Below are 16,189 nucleotides of genomic sequence, written 5' to 3'. Positions count from 1 at the left end.
ACCGTGGCATGGTTCACGGATGAAGACATTCGCGCTGGTCATGGCCGCTGCGCTGACCTTGACGACGGCCGGGGTCGCCGACGCGCAACCGCGTCGCGCCTTCGACATCCAGGCTCACCGCGGCGGGCTCGGCCTTACGGTCGAGAGCACGCTCGCGTCCTTCGGCAAGGCGATGGAGCTGGGGGTGACCACGCTCGAACTCGACATCCAGATCACCAAGGACGGTCGCGAGGTCATCACCCACGACCGCAAGACGACACCCGCGAAGTGCCGCGACACCGCGCCCGCGACGCCTGGCGACCCGGCGTATCCGTACGTCGGCAAGTACGTGAAGGATCTGACGTTCGCGCAGGTCCGCACGCTCGATTGCGGCTCGATCCGGCAGCCCGCCCACCCCGGTCAGACGCTGTCCCCCGGCGCCAAGATGCCGACACTCGCCGAGCTCTTCCAGCTCGCCAGGGACCACCACGCCTGGGGGATCGAGTTCAACATCGAGACCAAGGTCGAGGCCGCCGCGCCGCACGAGACGGCGCCGCGTGAGCAGTTCGTCCAGCGGGTGGTGCGGGAGATCCTGCGTGGCGGGTTCGCGCGGAACGTCACCGTCCAGAGCTTCGACTGGGGCGCGTTGATGCGGCTTCGCGAAGTGGCGCCGTGGATCCCGACGGTCGCGCTGACCCAGCCCGAGTTCCTGCAGGTCGGGCAGCCGGGCAAGTCGCCTTGGCTCGGTGGTCTCGACATCGACGACTTCGGCGGCAGCCCCGTCCGCGCGGTGAAGTCGTTCGGCGCGAGCGCGCTTTCGCCGGTGCACGGCAACCCACAGGGCGGCAAGGTCGGCGACCCCGACTACCGGCCGTTCACCACGAAGGCGCTGGTCACCGAGGCGCACCGGGCGGGGATCAAGGTCGTGCCCTGGACGATCGACGACCTGGCCACCATGCACAAGCTCATCGACGACGGCGTCGACGGCATCATCACCGACTATCCGGACCGGCTGCGGCAGGTCGCGGCCGACCGCGGCTTCAAGCTGCCGAAGGCGTATCGGGCTCGCTAGCGAGATCTAGCGCTGTCTAGCGTCAGAGAAATATTCCGGGATACACCGTTAGCGCGGTTCGGCGCGGTGGCGGGCGGGAAGACTGGGGATAGGTTTGTTTCCCGGGTCCGGATCCAGAAAGGTTTACGACCGTGATTCTCCGTCGCGTCGCACGTCCGCTCCTCGCCGCGATCTTCATCTCCGGCGGGATCGGTGCGCTGAAGGACACCCAGGGGCACGCCAAAGCCGTGGAGCCGTTCCTCACCGAGTCCTTCGACAAACTGGAGGGCGTGGTGCCGGAATCGGTGCCGCGCGACCCCGCCACCCTCGTCCGGATCGACGCCGCGGTGAAGGTCGGCGCCGGGGTCGCGCTCGCCGCGGGCAAGGCGCCGCGCCTGGCCTCGATGCTGCTGCTCGGCAGCCTCGTCCCGACCACGTTGGCCGCGCACCGGTTCTGGGAGATCAAGGAACCGGCCGAGCGTCAGCAGCAGCAGATCCAGTTCATCAAGAACGCCGGTCTCGCCGGTGGTCTGCTGCTGGCCGCCGCCGACACCGCGGGCAAGCCGTCGCTCGGCTGGCGCGCCAAGCGTGCCGCGGCCAAAACGGAGAAGCGCGCCGAGAAGCTGGCGAAGAAGGCCGAGAAGGCCATCACGAAGTGACGACCCGCGTTTAGTCCTCTGGATGCGGAAAAGCGCATCCAGAGGACTAAATGCGTGGGGTCATGAGGTGAAGGCCTCGATGTCCTCTGCCTCGACGACGGTGCGGACCTCGACCTCGATCTCGTCGAACAGCGCGGCGTAGGACTCGGCGAACGAGACGGCCTCCGCCAGGTCCTTCGCGTTGATCAGCGCGAACCCGCCAATGACCTCCTTGGCCTCGGTGAACGGGCCGTCGGTCGCGGTGATCTTGCCGCCGCGCACCTTGCGGACCTTCGCGCCCCGCTCGGAGGGGTGCACGCCCTCCGCCGTGATGAGGATGCCCTTCTCGAACGAGTCCTCGATGAAGGCGCCCATCTTCTCGATGAACTCCTTGCTGGGGTTCCAGGCCTCCGGGGCGCTCTCGTCCAGCCGGTGCATCATCAGAAACCGCATCGTCGCTCCTCAGTGTCTTGGCGGGGCTGTTTCTACCCCGCCTTCACCGACGCGTCGAGCGGCTCGACGGCGGTTCGACATTTGTGCACAGAAGTTTTTCTACCGGCTCGCGACCTTCTTGTACTGGGCCGTCGCCAGCGGCGCGAAGATCGCGATGATGGCGATGCAGCACAGGATCGCGTACAGCGACGCGTGCTCGGCGGGCCAGCCCGTCGGGGGCGCGCCGAAGCGGTTCCCGAACAGGTCACGGGCCGAGTTGATCACGGCGGTGAACGGGTTCCAGTCGGCGATGGCCTTCAGCACGCCCGGCAACTTGTCCGCCGGGACGAACGCCGTCGAGATGAAGCTCAACGGGAACATCCACATCAGCCCGGCGCTCTGCGCCACCTCGACACTGCGCGCGACCAGCCCGATCCAGGCGCCGACCCAGGACAGCGCCCAGGCGAACATCAGCATCACCAGGTAGCCGAGCACGGCGTCGAGGAAGCTGCCGCGGATCCGCCAGCCGACCAGCAGCCCGCACAGCGACATGACGACCAGCGCGACCACGCTGATCACCAGGTCGGACGTCGTCCGGCCGAAGATCACCGCCAGCCGCGAGATCGGCAGCGAACGGAACCTGTCGATGATGCCCTTCTGCAGGTCGTTCGCGAACCCGATCACGGTGAACGCCGAGTTGAACGCGACCGTCTGCGCGAAGATGCCGGCGATCAGGAACTCCCGGTACGCGAGCCCGCCCGCCTCGCCGCCGATCGCGTCCCCGAAGACGTACGCGAACAGCAGCACGAACATGATCGGCTGCAGCGTCGCCGCCATCAGCCAGTCCGGGTTGCGCTGGACGTTCTTCAGGTTCCGCCAGGTGATCACACCACCGTCGGAAAAGGCCTTCGCGACCGCGCTCACTTCTTTTCCCCCTCGTCCGTGGCGTGCCCTGTCAGCGAAAGGAAGACGTCGTCGAGCGTCGGCCGGTGCAGCGCGACGTCCTGGACGGCGACGCCGTGGCCGTCGAGCCGCCGCAGTGCCTCGATCAGTGCCTTCGGCCCGCCCTCGACCAGGACGTCGACCTTGCGGGTGTGCTCGTCGACCGACGGCGTGCCCGACCCGACCTCGGTGAGCACCTGTGCGGTCATGGCGAGGTCGCTCGTGTCCGCCACGACGAGCTCCAGCCGTTCACCGCCGATCTCCTGCTTCAGCTCGTCGGCGGTGCCGCGCGCGATGACCTTCCCCTTGTCGATCACGACGATCGAGTCGGCGAGCTGATCGGCCTCCTCCAGGTACTGCGTGGTCAGCAGCACGGTGGTGCCGTCGGCGACGAGCTCCTTGATGACCTCCCAGGTGTCGATCCGGCCGCGCGGATCGAGCCCGGTGGTCGGTTCGTCGAGGATCACCACGGTCGGCTCGGCGACCAGCGCGCCCGCGAGGTCGAGCCGCCGCCGCATGCCACCGGAGTACGTCTTGGCGGGCCGATCCGCCGCGTCCTCCAACCGGAACCGGGCGAGCAGCTCGCGCGCCCTGGACTTCGCCGCCGCCTTCTTGCTCCCGTACAGCCTGCCGACCATGTACAGGTTCTCGAAGCCGGTGAGGTTCTCGTCCACGGCGGCGTACTGCCCGGACAGCCCGATCGACCGCCGGACGGCGTCGGGCTGGGCCAGCACGTCGTGCCCGGCCACCTCCGCCTCGCCCGAATCCGGGCGGAGCAGGGTGGTCAGGATGCGGACCGTCGTCGTCTTGCCGGCGCCGTTCGGCCCCAGCAGCCCCAGCACCTTGCCCGTCGGGATCGACAGATCGACCCCGTCGAGCGCGCGGGTGGAACCGTAGGTCTTGACCAGCGCTTTCGCCTGAACTGCGAACATGCGCACACGCTAGACCCGGGCACCGACAAAGACACCCGGGTTTTTCCCGATCCGCTGCGGGCGAACGCTACTTTTCGAGGATCGCGGTGACGCCCTGGCCGCCCGCGGCGCAGATCGAGATGAGTCCGCGGCCGGATCCCTTCTCGCTCAACAGTTTCGCGAGGGTGGCGACGATGCGGCCGCCGGTCGCGGCGAACGGGTGCCCGGCCGCGAGCGACGAGCCGTTCACGTTCAGCTTCGCCCGATCGATGGAGCCGAGCGGTTCGTCGAGACCCAGCTTCGACTTCGCGAACTGCGGGTCCTCCCACGCCTTGAGGGTGGCGAGCACCTGCGAGGCGAAGGCCTCGTGGATCTCGTAGAAGTCGAAGTCCTGCAGAGTGAGTCCGGCACGCGTGAGCATCTGCGGGACGGCGTACGCGGGCGCCATGAGGAGGCCCTCGTCGCCGTGGACGTAGTCGACGGCCGCGGTCTGCGAGAACGTCAGGTACGCCAGCACCGGCAGCTTCCGCGCCTTCGCCCACTGCTCGGTCGCGAGCAGGACGGTCGACGCACCGTCGGACAGCGGCGTCGAGTTGCCCGCGGTCATCGTGCCGTCAGGACCACCGAAGGCGGGCTTCAGCTTCGCGAGCTTCTCGACGCTGGAATCCGGCCGCAGGTTCTGGTCGCGGGCCAGCTTGAGGTACGGCGTGACCAGGTCGTCGAAGAAGCCCTTGTCGTACGCGGCGCCGAGACGCTGGTGGCTGGTGGCGGCGAGCTCGTCCTGCGCCTCGCGCGTGATCTCCCAGACCTTCGCGGTCAGCGCGGCGTGCTCGCCCATGGACAGGCCGGTGCGCGGCTCGGAGTTGCGCGGGATCTCGGGGACGATGTGGCCGGGGCGCAGCTTCGCGGCCAGCTTCAGCCGTTCGGGGAGCGTCTTCGCGGCGTTCAGCTGCACGAGGATCTGGCGCAGGTCGTCGTTGACCGCCAGCGGCGCGTCGGACGTGGTGTCGACGCCGCCCGCGATGGCCGAGTCGATCTGGCCGAGGGCGATCTTGTTGGCGACGTTGATGATGGCCTGCAGGCCGGTGCCGCACGCCATCTGCACGTCGGAGGCCGGGGTGGCGGGGTTCAGCCTGCTGCCGAGGACGCTTTCGCGGGCGAGGTTGAAGTCGCGGGCGTGCTTGAGCACCGCGCCGGCGGCGACCTCGCCGATCACCTCGTCCTGCAGGGAGAAGCGGCTGACCAGGCCGTCGAGGGCGGCCGTGAACATGTCCTGGTTCGACGCTTTCGCGTACGGACCGTTCGAGCGGGCGAAGGGGATCCGGTTGCCGCCGATGATCGCGACCTTGCGCACGGGTGCCGTCCTTTTCGTGGCCATTTTTTCCACTCCTCCGTAGGCTCTCTCACACTGTAACCTACTAGCGAGTAGGTTAGAATGCGACGTGACGCAAACTGCACGGGAGGCACGTAATGGCTGACAGGTACCAGCAGTTCACGAAATCCCCCGTGGGGAAATTCGTGGTGCCGAAGCTCGGCCTGCCGAACCCCGCGACGCTCCGCCGGTACAAGCCCGGCCAGCCCGCTCTCGAGGGTCCCGCACTTCTGGGTGCCGCGCCGGGCGGTCGCCTCGAAAAGGTGATCGAGGCGCAGCTGCACCGCGCGGGGATCGAGGTCATCGCCGCCGCGACGGACAGGCACGCCGCGCTCGTCTTCGACGCGACAGGCGTGAAGGACCCGAAGCAGCTTCGCGAGGTCTACAACTTCTTCCACCCGGTGATCCGGAGCGTCGGGCCGTCGGGCCGCGTCGTCGTCCTCGGGACGCCGCCGGAGCTGGCCGAAGGCAACGAGCGGATCGCCCAGCGCGCGCTCGAAGGCTTCGTCCGTTCCGTCGGTAAGGAACTGAAGCGCGGCGCGACCGCTCAGCTCGTGTACGTCGCCGAAGGAGCCGAAGAGGCTACTGAGTCCACGCTCCGCTTCCTGCTCTCGTCGAAGTCCGCCTTCGTCGACGCCCAGGTCATCCGCGTCGGAACCGAGACCAAGACCGCCTCCGCGCCCGCCGACTGGGCGAAGCCGCTGGACGGCAAGGTCGCCCTGGTCACCGGCGCTTCCCGCGGTATCGGCGCCGCCATCGCCGAGGTGCTGGGACGCGACGGCGCCCACGTCGTCGCGCTCGACATCCCCGCGCAGGGCGCGGACCTGTCGAAGGTGGCCAACAAGGTCGGCGGCTCGGCGCTGCAGCTCGACATCACCGCCGCCGACGCTCCCGAGAAGCTCGCCGAGTACCTCGTCACCCGCCACGGCGGCGTCGACATCGTCGTGCACAACGCGGGCATCACCCGCGACAAGACGCTGGGCAACATGACCGAAGGCGGCTGGGACTCGGTCATCTCCGTCAACCTCGCGTCGCAGCTCGCGGTGAACGAGAAGCTGCTCACGGACAAGGTGCTGCGCGAGAACGGCCGTATCATCGGCGTCTCCTCGATCGCCGGCATCGCGGGCAACGTCGGCCAGACCAACTACGCCACCAGCAAGGCGGGCGTCATCGGCATGGTGAACGTCGGCGCGCCGAAGCTCGCCGAGTACGGCGGCACGATCAACGCCGTCGCGCCCGGCTTCATCGAGACCAAGATGACCGCCGCCGTCCCGCTGTTCATCCGCGAGGCCGGGCGGCGGCTGTCCAGCCTCGGCCAGGGCGGGCTGCCGGTCGACGTCGCCGAGACGATCGCCTGGTACGCGAACCCGGCTTCGGCCGCGGTCAACGGCAACGTGGTCCGCGTCTGCGGCCAGGCACTGCTGGGGGCGTGAACATGGCGGTCAAGGAACTCCACGAGTCGCCGAGCCTGTCTTCGTTGTATCCCAAGGCGTTGCTCGGTTCGCTGCGCAAAAGCGGCGGGAACGCGCTGCCGTCGACCGAGTTCGTCCGCGAGGGTGTCGTCGTCGACCCGGCCCATCTCGCCGCGTACAACCAGGTGTGCGGATTCCGGCTGGACGACGTGCTCCCGGCGACGTATCCGCACATCCTCGCGTTCCCGCTGCAGATGGCGCTGATGACCGAGGACGACTTTCCCTTCCCGTTGCTGGGCATGGTGCACGTCGCCAACCGGATCACCCAGCACCGGCAGCTGCGGCTCGACGAGTCGTTCACCCTGCGCGTGCGCGCCGAGGATCTGCGCCCGCACGAGAAGGGCAAGCAGTTCGACGTGATCAGCGAGCTGCTCGTCAACGACAGTCCAGTGTGGACGGACGTCAGCACGTACCTGCGCCGCGGCGGTGGCAGCGGCGAGAAGACTTCGCGCGGCCAGCTCTCACAGCCCTCGCCCACCGCGATCTGGCACGTGCCCGGCGACATCGGCCGCCGCTACGCCGAGGTCTCCGGCGACCGCAACCCGATCCACCTGCACCCGATCACCGCGAAGGCGTTCGGGTTCCCGTCCGCGATCGCGCACGGCATGTGGACGAAGGCGCACGCGCTCGCGGCGTTCGAAGGCAGGCTTCCGGAGGCCTTCGCCGTCGACGTCAAGTTCAAGCAGCCGGTCCTGCTGCCCGCCAAGGCCGCTTTCACCACCTGGAGCGAAGGCGATGGCTGGGCGTTCGAGCTGTGGAACGCGCGCAAACCGAAGCCGCACCTGGAGGGCTCAGTCGTCGCTCTCTGACGGCTTCCAGATCTCGCCCTCGACCAGGTCGTTGAACCCGAGCCAGACCAGGTTCATCAGCCACGAGGCGAGTACGCCGTCGGAGACATCGGGGTGGTCGAGCGCCCAGTCGGCCAGCGACTCGGCCGCCCCGACCAGCGCGGCGGACAGCCCGGCGCCGGAGAACTCGGCCTGCTCGCCGAGGCCCTTGCGGGTGCCCGCGGAGACGACCAGCGCGGCGACCAGCTCGATCGCGCGGGTGCGCATGTCGGTGATCTCCGCGGCGAAGGCGCCGCCGACGGTCATGGCCTGGCGGTGCAGCACCGTCCAGGACTCGCGATAGTCGGCGACGAAGCGGTAGAACGCGCGCAGACCGTGCCAAAGCTGCATGTCGGGAGGCAGATCGGGTTTGATCCCGTCCTGCACCGCCTCCAGCAGGCGGGTGGCTTCGCGGCGGATGCACGCGCCGAAGAGGTCTTCCTTGGAGCCGAGGTAGGTGTAGATCATCGGCTTGGACACGCCGGCGACCTCGGAGATCTCGTCCATCGACGCGGAGTGATAGCCGTAGCGCGAGAACACCGAGACCGCTGCGTCCAGGATCTGGCGTTCCCGCACCGCTCTCGGCAGCCTTTTGGCGCGTTCGGCGGGACGCGGCACTTCCTCGGACAACTCATGACCTCCCATTAGCTCGCGTAAGACGCTACCGGGCTGCCACCGGCATGGGTGATTTCGGCACGCTTGCCCGCCTACCTACTGGCGGGTAGCCTTACGCCTTGGTAGGTGGAACTGGAGGGAAGATGACCGAGATCGTGGGGCTGACCGGCCGCGCGCTGGTCGACGCGCTGGAACGGATCGAGCCGGACTCGGCCGAAGCGCACTCTCTCGACGTCAACGAGGTCGCGGGCGCCATCGACCCGAAGGACCTCGGCAAGGACGACGTCCGGCGGCTGCTCACCGCGCTGGGGCGGCTCGCCGAGTCCGCGCCCGCGTTCGACCTCCGCAAGGTGGACCCGGCCCGGTTCGCGAACCTCGTCGCCCGTGCCTCGCGCACGCAACTCGAGAGCGTCGTCGCCGAACGGCCGCTCCGGGAGCGCGTGCTGCGCGAGATCTTCGACCGCATGGGCGCGCACATCCGGCAGGACCGCGCGAAGACACTGCACGCCGTCGTCCACTGGCGGCTGTCCGGTGGCACCGGCGACGGCGGTTACGACCGCTATGAGACGGTGATTTCGCACGGTGAGTGCACGGTCAGCCGCGGCATGAAGGAGAAGCCGAGGGTGACGATCACGATCGCGCCCGTCGACTTCTTCCGGCTCATCACCCATCAGGCGACGCCCGCTGTGCTATTCGTCACCGGAAAGATCAAAGTAAAAGGTGACCTGGCGTTCGCGGCCGGTCTCATCGGTTTCTTCGACCTTCCGAAACCGTCCTGAACCCGGCCGAGCAGATACACTTCCGTGCCGTGCCCCGAAATTCCCCGAACCGGCGCTGGCGGGACAAGGTACGCCTTTCCCGTCCGTTGAGGACGCACAAGACGCGCACCGGTGGCGAGCACGTCGTCAACGCGTTCGCGGAGAGGCTCGAACTCGCCAAACTGAGCCCAGAGCAGTTCACCCAGGTGCTGGAAACCCTGCACATGCTGGGCGAAACCGGTGCGGGCATCGAGCTGAGCTCGTTGGAGACCGAGGTGCTCGTCGACGTCGTGCAACGGGCGTCGAGGGAGCAGCTCAAGGCGATCGCCGACCACCCGGAACTGCGTTCGGCGTTCCTCGACGAGATTTTCCGCAGAATGTCGGACCATTTCGTTCCCGAACGCGCGCGGCATGTCGACTTCGTCGTCGCATGGCGTTTCACCGATGGTGACGGAGAAGACGGTTTCGATCGTTTTCAAACGGTCATCGAAGACGGCGTCTGCGTTTCGAGCACGGATCTCGCGCGCACTCCGGACACCACCATCACCCTTTCCGTCGACGACTTCATCCGGATGGCGACCGGCAACGCGGCGGTGGCGGCGATGTTCGTGACGGGCAAGGTGAAGGTGAAGGGCGAGTACGCGCCGGCCGTGCGGTTCAGCGGGTACTTCGACATCCCGAAGCCGAGCGTGGGCTGAAAGCGTCCTTCAGCCCTCGACGATGCGGCCCTCGATCACCGGCGGCTGCTTCTTGGCGGCCTCCGCGGGCGGCGTGTCCACGACGACCTCACTGTCCACGACCATCACCGGCCCGCGGGCGCGGTTCGCGAACTTGACCGCCCGGCGCTGCATCCGCTTCTGCCACACCTTGCGCGCGACACTCCGCGTCGGCGGCAGGATGAACAGCAGGCCGATGACGTCGCTGACGAAACCGGGCAGCAGGATCAGCAGACCGCCGAGCCCGATCAGCATCCCGTCGGTGAGTTCCTTCTCCGCGTCGGCGGGACGGCCGAGCCGCGCGGATTCGGCGAACGCCCGGAAGGCGCGGCCGCCTTCGCGGCGCGCGAGCCAGGATCCGACGAACGCGCCGGCGAAGAGCAGCGCGATCGTGCCGAGCACGCCAATGGCCGAGCCCACCGCCCACACGGCGGCGATCTCGGCGACGACATAGAGCAGGAACGCGACAGCCATACCTGGACAACGTACGGCTTGCCCGTTTTGCTCCCGACCCCCGGTCAGCCGATCCGGCGAAGGAACTCCTCCGCCTCACGTGGTGTGGTCAGCACGATCCGCCGTGCGTGCGCGCCTTGCTCCGCCAGTCGTCGCACCGTCCGTTCCCGGTGGTGCTTCGGCCAGCGCCAGACGTAGGAATAGAACTCCGGATCCAGTCTTTCGGGGCAGCCGGGCGCCTGGTTGTCCCGGCCGTATTCGCGCAGGCTCCGCACCAGCACCCGCCGGAGGCAGATGCGGCGCGGGTAGTCGAGGAACACGATCGTGTCCGCCCTCGGCAGGCGGAGATGCATCGACGCTCCGTAGTTCCCGTCGATCACCCAGGCGTCGGACGCGATGACCTCCTGTTGCGCGGCGTGGAACTCGGCGTCCGGCGCCGGTGTCCACCCCGGCCGCCAGTAGAGCCGGTCGAGGTGGATGACCGGCAAGCCGAGCGCGGCGCCGAGTCGTCGCGAAAACGTCGACTTCCCGGCGCCGCTGCAGCCGACGACCATGATCCGTCGCACGCTCAAGCCTCGTCGAGGTATGCGGCCGCCTGCAGGGTGAACAGTTCGGCGTAGCCCCCCTCCGCCGCCATCAGCTCGTCGTGTGTCCCGTATTCGGCGACCTTTCCTTGCTCCAGCAACAGGATCCGCTCCGCCTGCCGCACGGTGGAGAACCGGTGCGAGATGTACAGCGTCGTGCGCCCCTCCGAAAGCTCCCGCAGCCGCGAGAACAGGTCGTGCTCGGCTTGGGCGTCCAGCGCGGACGTCGGTTCGTCGAGGATCAGGATCGGCGCTTCCCGCAGGAACGCCCTGGCCAGCGCGATCTTCTGCCATTCGCCGCCGGACAGGCTGACGCCCTGGTCGAACCAGCGCCCGAGCGGGCTGTCGTACCCGCTGGGCAGGCGCTCGATCCGCTCGTCGGCGCCGGCGCGTTTCGCCGACGTCTCGATCCGTTCGCGGTCGACGAGGTGCGTCAGGTCGCCGAGTCCGATGTTCTCGGCGGCGGTGCCCTGGTAGGTCACGTAATCCTGGAACATCGCGCTGATCTGTCGCCGCAGTGCCACCGGGTCGTATTCGCGGATGTCGACGCCGTCGAGCAGGATCCGCCCACCCGTCGGGTCGTACAGCCGGCACAACAGTTTGAACAGTGTCGACTTCCCGGCCCCGTTGCGGCCGACGACGGCGACCGTTTCACCCGGCCGGATCTCGAAGCTCACGCCGTCGAGTGCGGGATCGGCTGCTCCTGGATAGGTGAAGGACACTTCCTCGAACTGGATGTGTCCCTCCACAGTGGACGGAAGCGGTCGCGGCTCGGGTGGCGCGACGATCTCCGGTTTCGTCCCGAGGAAGCGATACAGCGTGTCGAGATAGAGATTGTTCTCGTACATCCCGGAAAACGCGGTGAACAGACCCTGGACGGATGTCTGCACCGACGCCGCGGCCGCCGTGTACAGCGCGAGGTCGCCGAGGGTGAGCCTGCCGCCGACGGCCTCCAACGCGATGTACAACGCGATCGCGGAACCGGCGGCGGTGCTGAGCAGACCCCACGATGTCGAGCTGACGCTGCGCTTGCGGGTCAGTGTCCGCTGACGGTCGTAGAAGACCTGCCCGAGCCGCTGGAACCGGTCGACGAAGTACGGGCCGAGACCGAAGAGCTTGGTCTCCTTGGCATACGTGTCGGTGGTGACCAAAGAGGACAGATAATCCATCCGCCGTTTCAGCGGCGACATCATCAACGTCAGCCAGAAGGCGCGGGCGCCGTACTTCGACTGCGAGATGAACGCGGGGATCGGCGCCAAGAGGGCGACGAGCGCCAGCAGCGGGCTGATCGAGACGAGCAGCGCGATCATGCTACCGAAGGTGATCACGGTCCGGACCAGGCCCAAGGCGGAGTTCATCATCGACAGCGGCCGGGTCGGCGCCTCCTGCGCGGCTTGGCGCAGCATGTCGTAGGACGCGGAACCCTCGAAGTACGAAAGATGCAGTTTGCTCGCGTGGTCCATCACCTGGTGGCGGATGGTCAGCGTCATCCGTTCCTGCAGCAGCGACTGGCCATAGGTGGTCAGCGCCTGCGAAACCGCGGTGAGCACGAGGATGCCGAATTGGAAGAGGGCGACACCGACGATCGCGCTCTTCGTTCCGTGTCCCTGGATCGCCGCGACCACCGAGTCGATCAGCAGCTTCGCGATGTACGCGGTCGCCGTCGGGAGGAGACCGGAAAGCAGTGTCACCAGGGTGATCACGATGGTCAGCACCGGGCTTGCCTGCCAGGTCAGCTTCGCGACCTTCGGCAGGCCGCGAACCGTCCCCGCGACGTTGACCCACATGCGGTTGAGCCGGGACTTGAGGTCTTTCGGGACGGCTTCGGGTTCGGGCTCCGGGATGTCGACCGGGCCGGTCAGCCCACTGTCGGGCACCGTCGACGGCGGACGACGGCGCCTGCCGCCGCGGGCCATGAACAGCTCCAGGCCGCCTCCCCCACCGGGCGGGCCGATCACGCGGCCGCCAAGGCGCCGTTGAGGAACACGTCGACGAGCTCCATCGTGGTGGGCTCGTCACCGGTCTCGCTGAACCGGATCCGGCCGCTGAACAGCAGCGACAGGAAGAGCGCCGCGGACTGCGACGGTGGCAGGCGGAGCCGGTCCTTCTCCGGCTCGAACAGTTCGGCCATGGCGTCGCGCATCACGCTCATCGACTCCTTGCGCCGGTCTCGGCGATCGTCATGGCGATGCTCCGGACGCTTGCCGGAACCGTGCATGACCGCCATGAGCGCGCCCATCCGCTGGAGGTGCGCGCTGAGCGCGTCGGCCGCCTCGATGAGCCTGTCGTCGAGGGGCTGTTCGAGGTCGATGACCGCGATCGCGTCGAGTACCTGGTCGGGCTTCAGCGCTTCGGCGAAGCAGGTGGCGAACAGTTCGTCCTTGTCCTTGAACACGCGGAAGACGGTGCCTTCGCCGATGCCCGCGGCGCGCGCGATCTGGCTCGACGTGACACCGGCCCCGTGCTCCACCAGTAAGGGCAGCACGGACTGGACGATCATCCGGCGCCGCTCGTCGGCGCTCATCCCCGGCGCTCTCCGCCGGGCGGTGGTTTCTGTCATGCGTCCAGTGTGCGGAGTGAGCGCTCACTCCGTCAAGCGAATAAGGCGCGACCCGGCTCGCCGCACCAACGGGCGGTCGATCAAGCCCTTTGGGCGAACCCTCCGTCCACTGCTCGAAAGATCCGCCCGCTGAAGCATGGACATCGATTCAGCGAAGATCGACGAGGGGCGGAACACCGTGCCATTGACCGTGACGTTCACCGGAAAGGTGCCGCTGTCCACCAGCGGCCCGAACGCGCACTATCACGTCTGGACCTACACCCTGCAGGGCTCGCCCGGCGACTTCATCGGCGTGAACCAGCGGTTCGCGCTGGCGCTGGCTGCCGAGGTCGATGTCCAGGATCCTCGCCGGTATCCGGATGTCACCGCGCTGAACGGAGCGTTCCTCGAGAAGGACACGACAATCAGCCGCCAGTACGCGGGCAAGGTGATCAGCTCGCCGAACGGGACCCAGACGATCTCCTTCGTCGCACCTGCCGCACAGACCGAACGTGAGCTCTTCCTCGTCGCCGCGTCCGGGGCGGGGCGGCCGTGGAGTGTGGTGCCGTTCGCGAAGACCGTGGGAGGCACGGTCGCGAACGTTCAGTCGCTGCCTTCGCCGGCAGGACAGGTCTTCACCGGGCGGCCCGTCGCCGACTTCGCCGGTACCTACCCGTACGCGAGCGAGGTCTTCGGTGTCTACCAGCCGCTCGTGGGCTGGATGGGTGCGCAGAGTTCGGAACGCTTCGCCGGGGAGCGGGTGCCTGGTGCGGCCGTCGCGGCGCTGGCGGACGAAGCACCCGTCGAAGGGATCCTTTCGCCGGTCGGCCTCGTCAACCTGTTCCGCGAGTACTTCTTCGAGTTCGACACCTTCCTCGGTGTTCCCGCCGGGCATCTTTGGCTGAGCCCCGGCGGCACCGTCGAGGTCGTCGAAACGAGCTCACGCCGCACGCTGACCGAACGGACGGCCGAGCAGTCCGAGCAGACGACGCGCCGGGTCGAGGAGAGCCTGACCGAACAGACCGACGTCGCGGACGCGGTCAAGGAGGACAACGCGAACGACACCACACTCGGCGCGAGTGCCAGCGCCGGGGCCAAGTTCGCGGGGATCTATCACGGCGACGTCAGCACGACGTTCAGCACGACCACGTCGACCGGCAAATCGTCGGAACAGACCCACAAGCACAGCCGGACGCAGAGTTCGAAGGTCAGCAGCGAGATCGTCCGTAACTTCAAGACGACCTTCAAGACCGTCACGGAGACCACGGACACCTCCAGTCGTCGGTACGTCGTGCAGAACACCACGAACAAGCTCGTCAACTACGAGCTGCGACGCAAAATGCGCAAGGTCGGTGTCCAGATGCAACATCTCGGCACGCAGCTGAGCTGGCAGGTGTTCCTCGGGCCAGGCGGGATCACGCCGCCAGGAACGGATCCGAAGCCGTCGGTGGCGCCCGGCCGGAAACTGGGGCTCGGTGAACTCGTCCACGTGGTGCCGGCTCCGGACCTTTCGTCGCTGCGCAAACCCGAGCCACTCGCAGCACTCGAAGAGAAGACGGTCACCTTCACCGGCGTCTTCCCGTTTCGCTGGTATCACCGGGAGAACAGCAACCCGCCGCACAACGGCGCGACGTATCTGCTGGACGGAAGCCTGCTGTGGATGAACAACGAGGACGAGGACAACGAGCACGTCCACGCGGTCAACGATTTCGTGGCCGTCCCGCCCGCTCCCGGGTACAAGCTGAGCGACCGGATCGTGGTCCTGGAAGCGAAGAACGGCAACGGCGGGCCGGCCAAACTCATCCCGCACCACATCGAAGTACGGCCCGAGAACGCGAAGAGCGGGAAGTTCTCCTTGACGGCGAGCGAAGCCAGCTGGGCGGGCACCGATTCGATGACGCTGACGTTCTCGCTGACTTGGGTACCGCCCGAGTCTCACCCGGACCAGGGATCCTATGACCGTGCGCTCAAGGAGTACGAGGCCGCGGTCGCGGTGATCCAGCGCCGCACGTACGCGCAGGCCGTCAGTGACCGGGTCGACCTGGTCAGCAAGGTCCGTGCCCGGTCGTCGGAGGAACTCCGCAAGGAGGAACGCCAGGTCGTGTTCGCGGATCTGGTCAAGCAGCTCAACAAACAGGTCCCGGACGGACATCTGGCCGCCGAGCTGATCCGGCAGATGTTCGACGTCGACCGGATGCTCTACTTCGTCGCACCCGACTACTGGCGGCCGATGAACGTCACCGACCCGGCGGGGCCGGACACCAAGGGCCGCTATCCGGTGCCGCCGCACAACTGGGACAACAAGTCGCCGGATCCGATCGACGGCGAGACGGTGGTGAGCTGGTATTCCCACACCAGCTCGGAGAACCGCGGGCCGGGCGATCCCGTCAAGGACCCGGAATACCGCGTCAACTACCTGATCACCGAGAAATCGAACCCGGCGCCCACCGGAAGTTCGCTCGGCTGGTTGATCCAGTCCGACGGGGACGAACGGCGTAACGAATTCCTCAACGCCGCCTGGGTCAAGGTGGTGCTCCCGATCCGGCCGGGCCACGAGACCAAGGCCATCGACTGGCTGAAACGCGCCGATGTCGAGGGCGAGGCCGCTCTCGGCAAACAGTACGAATGGCAGACGGGTGACCCGGAGACCTGGCGTGGCCAGACCATCGGATGGGTACTCGACGAACTGGCCAAGGAACTCGAGGCCGCCAATACGAACATGGACAACACTCTGGCCACGGAGCGCGTGTTCGAAACCGGTTTCGACCCGCTCGACGGCGGGTTCCGCCCGGCGTTGCCCTACCAGATCTTCGATGAATGGGTCGAAGTCCTGCCGACCGACCAGGTCGTCGCCGTGGAGGTCGAGTACGACCCCAAGACCGGGCAGCAGCGATAGGGGT

16 protein-coding genes are annotated in these 16,189 nt (G+C 67.6%); 7 read left to right on the top strand and 9 right to left on the bottom strand.

The window, feature by feature from the left end:
• The first annotated feature begins 19 nt into the window (after positions 1-19).
• Both AB8M46_RS10865 and AB8M46_RS10860 read left to right on the top strand, forming a co-directional pair.
• Positions 20-1,051 carry a glycerophosphodiester phosphodiesterase family protein gene (locus AB8M46_RS10865; protein ID WP_394360205.1) on the top strand — a complete coding sequence of 344 codons (1,032 nt, stop codon included), beginning with the start codon at positions 20-22 and terminating at the stop codon, positions 1,049-1,051.
• Positions 1,052-1,182: 131 nt separating this feature from the next.
• On the top strand, positions 1,183-1,689 hold the full coding sequence (locus tag AB8M46_RS10860) for a DoxX family protein (RefSeq protein ID WP_037334313.1): 507 nt from the start codon (positions 1,183-1,185) through the stop codon (positions 1,687-1,689).
• A 60-nt stretch (positions 1,690-1,749) separates the two neighbouring features.
• Here the strand turns inward: AB8M46_RS10860 and AB8M46_RS10855 are convergent, their stop codons facing one another.
• The 4 genes from AB8M46_RS10855 to AB8M46_RS10840 all read right to left on the bottom strand — a co-directional run bounded on the left by AB8M46_RS10855 (position 1,750) and on the right by AB8M46_RS10840 (position 5,331).
• Positions 1,750-2,121: a YciI family protein gene (locus AB8M46_RS10855; RefSeq protein ID WP_081975715.1), complete on the bottom strand. Its 372-nt coding sequence runs from the start codon at positions 2,119-2,121 to the stop codon at positions 1,750-1,752.
• A 99-nt stretch (positions 2,122-2,220) separates the two neighbouring features.
• On the bottom strand, positions 2,221-3,024 hold the full coding sequence (locus AB8M46_RS10850; protein WP_037334316.1) for an ABC transporter permease: 804 nt from the start codon (positions 3,022-3,024) through the stop codon (positions 2,221-2,223).
• Positions 3,021-3,974, bottom strand: coding sequence for a daunorubicin resistance protein DrrA family ABC transporter ATP-binding protein (locus AB8M46_RS10845; RefSeq protein ID WP_037334320.1), 954 nt, complete (start codon positions 3,972-3,974; stop codon positions 3,021-3,023). The genes AB8M46_RS10850 and AB8M46_RS10845 overlap by 4 nt, the downstream gene beginning before the upstream one ends.
• Before the next feature lie 67 nt (positions 3,975-4,041).
• A complete protein-coding gene (locus AB8M46_RS10840; protein ID WP_378423140.1) occupies positions 4,042-5,331 on the bottom strand; it encodes an acetyl-CoA C-acetyltransferase in 1,290 nt (429 codons plus the stop codon).
• Positions 5,332-5,423: 92 nt separating this feature from the next.
• On the opposite strand from AB8M46_RS10840, the gene AB8M46_RS10835 reads away from it, so the two are divergent.
• Both AB8M46_RS10835 and AB8M46_RS10830 read left to right on the top strand, forming a co-directional pair.
• Positions 5,424-6,758, top strand: a complete 1,335-nt coding sequence (locus AB8M46_RS10835) for a 3-oxoacyl-ACP reductase (protein ID WP_394360204.1) — start codon at positions 5,424-5,426, stop codon at positions 6,756-6,758.
• A 2-nt stretch (positions 6,759-6,760) separates the two neighbouring features.
• The gene (locus AB8M46_RS10830; protein ID WP_378423136.1) at positions 6,761-7,606 is read left to right on the top strand and encodes a MaoC family dehydratase; all 846 of its coding nucleotides are present in this window, start codon (positions 6,761-6,763) and stop codon (positions 7,604-7,606) included.
• On the opposite strand, the gene AB8M46_RS10825 is transcribed toward AB8M46_RS10830, so the two are convergent.
• On the bottom strand, positions 7,589-8,254 hold the full coding sequence (locus AB8M46_RS10825) for a TetR/AcrR family transcriptional regulator (RefSeq protein WP_007032385.1): 666 nt from the start codon (positions 8,252-8,254) through the stop codon (positions 7,589-7,591). The two genes, AB8M46_RS10830 and AB8M46_RS10825, sit on opposite strands and share 18 nt — an antisense overlap.
• Positions 8,255-8,382: 128 nt before the next feature.
• Here AB8M46_RS10825 and AB8M46_RS10820 point away from each other — a divergent pair, with 128 nt between their 5' ends.
• A complete protein-coding gene (locus tag AB8M46_RS10820) occupies positions 8,383-9,018 on the top strand; it encodes an SCP2 sterol-binding domain-containing protein (RefSeq protein WP_125732966.1) in 636 nt (211 codons plus the stop codon).
• Between the two features lie 86 nt (positions 9,019-9,104).
• Positions 9,105-9,695, top strand: coding sequence for an SCP2 sterol-binding domain-containing protein (locus tag AB8M46_RS10815; RefSeq protein WP_394360881.1), 591 nt, complete (start codon positions 9,105-9,107; stop codon positions 9,693-9,695).
• A 9-nt stretch (positions 9,696-9,704) separates the two neighbouring features.
• Here the strand turns inward: AB8M46_RS10815 and AB8M46_RS10810 are convergent, their stop codons facing one another.
• The 4 genes from AB8M46_RS10810 to AB8M46_RS10795 are packed head-to-tail and all read right to left on the bottom strand — an operon-like array spanning position 9,705 to position 13,274.
• Positions 9,705-10,187 carry an FxsA family protein gene (locus AB8M46_RS10810; protein WP_394360203.1) on the bottom strand — a complete coding sequence of 161 codons (483 nt, stop codon included), beginning with the start codon at positions 10,185-10,187 and terminating at the stop codon, positions 9,705-9,707.
• Positions 10,188-10,231: 44 nt separating this feature from the next.
• Positions 10,232-10,732: a DNA topology modulation protein FlaR gene (locus tag AB8M46_RS10805; protein ID WP_394360202.1), complete on the bottom strand. Its 501-nt coding sequence runs from the start codon at positions 10,730-10,732 to the stop codon at positions 10,232-10,234.
• 2 nt (positions 10,733-10,734) lie between these two features.
• Positions 10,735-12,678 (bottom strand): ABC transporter ATP-binding protein, encoded by a 1,944-nt coding sequence (locus AB8M46_RS10800; protein WP_394360880.1) that lies wholly within the window; start codon positions 12,676-12,678, stop codon positions 10,735-10,737.
• Between the two features lie 26 nt (positions 12,679-12,704).
• The gene (locus AB8M46_RS10795; protein ID WP_125733640.1) at positions 12,705-13,274 is read right to left on the bottom strand and encodes a TetR/AcrR family transcriptional regulator; all 570 of its coding nucleotides are present in this window, start codon (positions 13,272-13,274) and stop codon (positions 12,705-12,707) included.
• 172 nt (positions 13,275-13,446) lie between these two features.
• Between AB8M46_RS10795 and AB8M46_RS10790 the strand changes: the two genes are divergently transcribed.
• On the top strand, positions 13,447-16,185 hold the full coding sequence (locus tag AB8M46_RS10790; RefSeq protein ID WP_394360201.1) for a hypothetical protein: 2,739 nt from the start codon (positions 13,447-13,449) through the stop codon (positions 16,183-16,185).
• Positions 16,186-16,189: the final 4 nt, after the last annotated feature.

Source organism: Amycolatopsis sp. SB7-3 (genome assembly GCF_041021335.1).
Lineage (GTDB): Bacteria > Actinomycetota > Actinomycetes > Mycobacteriales > Pseudonocardiaceae > Amycolatopsis > Amycolatopsis japonica.
This window is presented reverse-complemented; position numbering and strand designations above follow the sequence as displayed.